Source organism: Paraburkholderia sp. SIMBA_030 (assembly GCF_046535245.1).
Classification (GTDB): Bacteria; Pseudomonadota; Gammaproteobacteria; order Burkholderiales; family Burkholderiaceae; genus Paraburkholderia.
Window position 1 is genome coordinate 1 of sequence record NZ_JAWRXB010001198.1, and the last position, 251, is coordinate 251.

The 251-nt window shown below is 61.8% G+C and carries 1 protein-coding gene; it reads left to right on the forward strand.

Going from position 1 to position 251, the window contains the following annotated elements:
- On the forward strand, window positions 1–251 hold a 251-nt coding region (locus SB772_RS43825; RefSeq protein ID WP_410839007.1), incomplete at both ends, for an ABC transporter permease subunit.

A 251-nucleotide genomic window follows, 5' to 3' on the forward strand; every position in this document is an offset into this window, starting at 1 on the left:
GCGGAAATCATCCGCTCGGGTATCGAGGCCGTCGATCCGGGCCAGTATGAAGCGGCGCAATCGCTTGGCATGGGCCGCGTGAAAACGATGGTGCGCGTGATCCTGCCGCAAGCGGTGAAGGTCGCGCTGCCGCCGTACAGCAATACGCTGGTGATGATGCTCAAGGACTCGTCGCTCGCGTCCACCATCACGGTGGCGGAAATGACGCGCCAAGGTCAGTTGATCGCGGCATCGACGTTCCAGAACATCAC